Below are 4,808 nucleotides of genomic sequence, written 5' to 3'. Positions count from 1 at the left end.
CTATCGGGTGCGATTAGTAGAAGCATTGTGTCAACGCTTTGGCATCAAGTATATCACTGAGGTCAGGGATGACCAGAAGCAAGGCGTCTTAGGTTATGGTTTATGTCTCGACTCCTTGCATGGGAATTCTCAGGCTCGCTTCAATGCTGCTAACTGGTCTGATGGCGTAGTAATTATCGATGAAGTGGAGCAAGTGCTCTGGCATGGATTGAACTCTAGCACCTGTCAGAGTAATCGGGTTGCTATTCTCAAATCTCTGAAAACCCTAATCCAGAATGTCTTGGGGGGGTCTGGTCAAGTTTATATTGCGGATGCGGACTTGAGTGATATATCGATAGATTACTTACTGAGCTTGTCTGGAGTTGACCTTGAACCCTTCATCATTGAGAATGACTGGAAACCGAACATTGACGGGTCCTGGCAAGTTCATAACTATACCGATAGCACACCAAAAAAACTAGTGCGAGAGCTAGAAGCACACATTGCTCAAGGAGGCAAACCCTTTGTGTGTCTTTCCGCTCAAAAACCCAAGAGCCAATGGGGTACTTGCACTCTAGAAGCGTACCTAAAAAAGCAATTTCCCCACCTCCGGATATTGCGCATTGATTCGGAATCCCTTGGTGAAACAAATCATCCAGCCATGGGGTGTATCAATAACCTCAACAATGTTTTACGGGACTATGACATTGTATTAGCTAGTCCTGCTATTGAAACGGGAGTGAGTATTGATCTGCGGGGACACTTTACCTCTGTGTGGTGTATTGCCCAAGGGGTGCAAGGAGAAAATAGTGTCAGACAAACCTTAGGCCGAATCCGAGAAAATCTCCCCCGGTTCATCTGGGTAGCCCCTTATGGCTTTAATCACGTCGGTAATGGCTCCACGTCTCTATCCTCACTACTGGCATCTGGACAGCGTTTGACCCAAATGAATATTCGGTTGCTACAACAATCGGATTTCGATGCTGTGGATGATTTAGATACAGGCTTTCAAGCAGAATCCTTGATGTGCTGGGCGAAAATGGCTGTCCGATTCAATGCCGCCATGGTCAACTATCGGGAATCGGTGCTAGCAGGATTGCGTGCTGAAGGTCATCTGGTGATGGATGTTTCCCCAGTCAGTTCCACTAAAGCTGGGAAAAAGAAGTCTAAGGGTTCACCCCAAGCGGAAGAGTTGGGAGCACAGAATGCTCTGATGGCAGCGATTACTGCAGTTAGAGACCAAAACTATCAGGCTGAGTGTAATGCGATCGCATCTAGTCAAGACTTCAGTGATAGCCAATATCAAACGATTAGCAAACGCCTAGTCAAAAAACCATCGGAACGTCGCTCACTACGGAAGTACGATTTAAAGCAGCGTTATGCCATCCCAGTCACACCAGAACTGGTACTCAAAGATGACCAAGGCTGGTATAAGCAGCTACGGCTCCATTATTTTCTTACCCTAGGTCAGCAACATCTAGCAGAACGGGATGCTAAGGTAGCGCGACTGTTAATTGAGCAAGGTCAAGGGAGTATATTTATACCGGATTTCAATCGTGCTGTGCTAGGAGCAATGATTGGTACTATGAAAGTTTTGGGGATACCAATTCTATTAGAAAATCTGGAACGAGAACTCAAAAATACTGATCAGGACTTGCAGGAGATGGCTGCGATCGCATTAGCAAACCGTTGTGCTATCAAAACCATCACCGGAATAGGACTAGCTAAGAAAGCAACTCCGATTGTTATTATTAGGCGCTTCTTGGATAAAATCGGCTATGGCTTACAGTGTATTCGTTATCAGAGCCAAGGAAAAAAGCGGTTCAGAGTTTATCAGCTAGTTAGTCCAGAAGATGGTCGCATGGAAGTGTTCCAGAGGTGGTTAGCTAGTGATGCTCTGAGGTTAGGCACTAGTGAGAGTTGGCTGGATAATGATTTATCTGCTAGGTCTGGTAATACTCAGTCAGTGGATTCAGAAAACAGTAATTATGTTCAATTGTGTCTTAATGTTTAGTCTTAATTTGTAGTCTTAATTTGTAGGATTACGTGGAGGGTGGGGGAAGCTATAATCCCCCACCCTCTAACATTTACCCTAAGAAAGTATCACTAGCTGATAGTGAACTTTGTGCACAACTTAGCTCTTCTTTTCGATGGTAATCTTAAACCCAAGCTTCTCCTCGATTGCTCTGAGCTCACTAATCGCTGGCCACATATTTTTGATATCGTTTTGCCAGAGAATCAAATCCCTTTCTCCTTCTGTCACTTCTGCTTCACCAAACAGCTTACCCAACCACTCAAATAGACCATCTATACTAATATCTTCCGGTGGAGTTACCCGATTCAATGTCTGGTGCCCAGGGGTCGCCAATGCCATCTTCAGCAAGTCGTAGAGCGTGCCTTCAGAGGACAGACATAAACACAAGAGCATCAATATCTGTATTTGCCGAATTTCATCCCTGTCACCACCTCTATCTTTATCTTCTCTATATTCTTTAGGATTATGCTTGATCTTGACCATAGTGTCTTCGAGTAGTTTTTTTTAGTAATGTGTTCGAGTCTGCTTGATTGAACTTATCCCAACTTAGCTTTTTTACCATTACTAGTAAATTTGATCATTATAAATTTGTTCATTATGGATAAGTTTGATGAAGTAATATTTAAGTTTACCCAAGAAGAGTGTAACTCCTTCATCTATTTTTCCTAATCATACCATGTGTACAGTATTGGTATAATTATTTTCTTTAGCAACAAGTCACAGGAGTATTTCACATAAAACATTTTTTAGGCTAGTTTAGAACATAGTTTTTTGATCTCATTTTTTTTATTTCAGTTTGCTGTCAATTTTACCTTAGGCTTGAGTAACTTATTCATCCATTGATCAGAAACGTTAAAGCCAAAACTCCACCGGTTTGCTTGGGTTTTATTAACAATACAATGCCACAGCAACTTGTGTGGCTCGCTTTCGATCTTGAAGAATCTAACCACTTTCGGCTTCTCCTCAAGGGTTACTAACTCTTTGGTTTCGGGATTCATGTAGCGGAAAAATGGTTTGCCATCCCCATTGAATTCACAGCGATCAAAATCAACGCAATACATCCGCCAACCTGGCTGAGTTTCGTTCGTGTGCCACATCCGATAAGCATTCGGCGGATACCATAAGCTTCCTGAGAACCTAATTTCAGCTCCAAAGAACTCTTCCAGGAGTTCGATTAACTTTACTTTCGTCCTAAAATAATCATCGTAAAGGGAATGGTCAACATACCGATCCAGATTAATTAAGTGGAACTGACTCCAGGCATATTCAGGCTGGGATGAAGCCACACCTTGATCCAGGTAGGAGCGCAATGATTTGAGATACCGCTGTTGGAATTCTGGATCAGCTGGGGAAACATCGGCAAATTTTAAATTTGCTTCCCAAAAACTCTTTTCATACAGCCCTATATCCACCGTATCTGGCTTGATTTTGAGCTTTCCGACCTCCTCAGCAATTTTCTCAAACCCTGGAATCTCGGAAAACTTAAACTCGTAGTGATAAGCGTGGGGGAACCCTTTATCAGAAGCAGACTCAGAACAATCAATGGAAATCAGAGGTTTGTCACTCTTGGGAACATAAGAAGCATTTGCTGCTGCTATATCTTTTTTGGTAAAACAATAACCGTGATTGGCACCAAGTTTAACCAGCTCTTCTTCCGTTGTGATTACCTTAACTTGCTGTCTCAATGCTTCTGTATTTTCAAGAGCTTCATAAAACTTCTCCACCGCTTCTTTTGACATAGCTTTTTCAACCAATTAAACCAACAAAATTACAACCACGACAATAATAATCCCAGAGTCTACCTTCACCGACACAAGCTTTCCCCTCAATCTAGGTCTATCGGCTTATGCTGATGGAGGCGGATCGAGCATCAGAGGGGAAGGGACTCGCTCCGGATAGGCTAGCCGCAAAAAGTGCATTCCGATTCCAGCGATCCCAAGCATCAGATCGGGAAAGAGATCCTTAGTCGTAGAACCACAGAGCCACGTACGAGCTTTCTCAAACCGACGCCATTGGGCTTGAGCTTGGACGTTAGCCTCCATCTGCAAATAAGGTGTGTCCCTCAGTTGAGAAAACCGCAGCAATAGCTCAGCATTGCCAGATCTGCCATGACATAGGGAATCATTACCGAGCTTGTCAAAATTCCGCAAAGTAGCATTGAGAGCTGCGTAAGCCTCCCGCAGAATATCTTCGTCATTTTTCCCTAAAGCTGCCCAACTGGCAATACGGCTCAAACCAATTCCCGCCGACCCATTGCACCAAGCATTGGCAAAATGGGGTTCGTTTCTGTCAGCTACCATGACCGATTTGCGCAGGTCATACCAATCCTTCTGCTCCCGATCAAAGTGAGTCGCTTCATAGGCAAAGCATTGACGACCAGCCTGAATGTACTCTTGCTTGTCAAGATCACACCCCAGCAAAATTAGTGCCCACCCTGAACCACTCGAACCATGGGAAAAACCGGTGGGATTCTGCTGGTTTAGATCCGGTCGCCCACCCTCCCAACTTAGGGTGTCCCCCTGGCGAGTTGCCCCTTGGAGCAAATATTGAGCAGACTGCACAGCACAATCTATGGCACTATCTCTCCCTTGGCCAGAAGTGGTGTTTGCCAACCCCACCATGACAGGAATCACCCCCGTGACTCCGAGCAAAAGGTCAAAGTATTTGTCCTGAGGAATCCGTGGCATTAGTTCGTGAGTCAACTCTACTGCCCGCTCCAGCAATTCTGGTCTGTCCCATAGCTGAGCCAGGTGGGTTAACAGGTAAATCAATCCAGATGTTCCCTGGTACGCCA

Annotated in this window: 4 protein-coding genes; 1 reads left to right on the top strand and 3 read right to left on the bottom strand. The window is 44.4% G+C overall.

Going from position 1 to position 4,808, the window contains the following annotated elements; genetic code table 11:
- Positions 1 to 1,993 (top strand): plasmid replication protein, CyRepA1 family (locus F6K20_RS24595; RefSeq protein WP_287296368.1); only part of this gene is annotated, 1,993 nt, incomplete at its 5' end.
- 120 nt (positions 1,994 to 2,113) lie between these two features.
- Here the strand turns inward: F6K20_RS24595 and F6K20_RS24590 are convergent.
- The 3 genes from F6K20_RS24590 to F6K20_RS24580 form a co-directional block, all read right to left on the bottom strand.
- A complete protein-coding gene (locus tag F6K20_RS24590) occupies positions 2,114 to 2,497 on the bottom strand; it encodes a DurN family substrate-assisted peptide maturase (protein WP_008178005.1) in 384 nt (127 codons plus the stop codon).
- Positions 2,498 to 2,805: 308 nt separating this feature from the next.
- Positions 2,806 to 3,753, bottom strand: coding sequence for a Nif11-like leader peptide family natural product precursor (locus tag F6K20_RS24585; RefSeq protein ID WP_287263842.1), 948 nt, complete (start codon positions 3,751 to 3,753; stop codon positions 2,806 to 2,808).
- 105 nt (positions 3,754 to 3,858) lie between these two features.
- Positions 3,859 to 4,808 (bottom strand): lanthionine synthetase LanC family protein (locus F6K20_RS24580; RefSeq protein WP_287296366.1); only part of this gene is annotated, 950 nt, incomplete at its 5' end.

Source organism: Moorena sp. SIO2C4 (genome assembly GCF_010672485.1).
Taxonomy (GTDB): domain Bacteria; phylum Cyanobacteriota; class Cyanobacteriia; order Cyanobacteriales; family Coleofasciculaceae; genus Moorena; species Moorena producens.
Note: the sequence above shows the minus strand (reverse complement) of the source record. Positions and strands in the feature narration are given on the sequence as shown.

Coding starts and splice junctions, on each gene's coding strand:
- F6K20_RS24590 (WP_008178005.1), bottom strand. CDS start 2,497: ATGGTCAAGATCAAGCATAATCCTAAAGAATATAGAGAAGATAAAGAT.
- F6K20_RS24585 (WP_287263842.1), bottom strand. CDS start 3,753: ATGTCAAAAGAAGCGGTGGAGAAGTTTTATGAAGCTCTTGAAAATACA.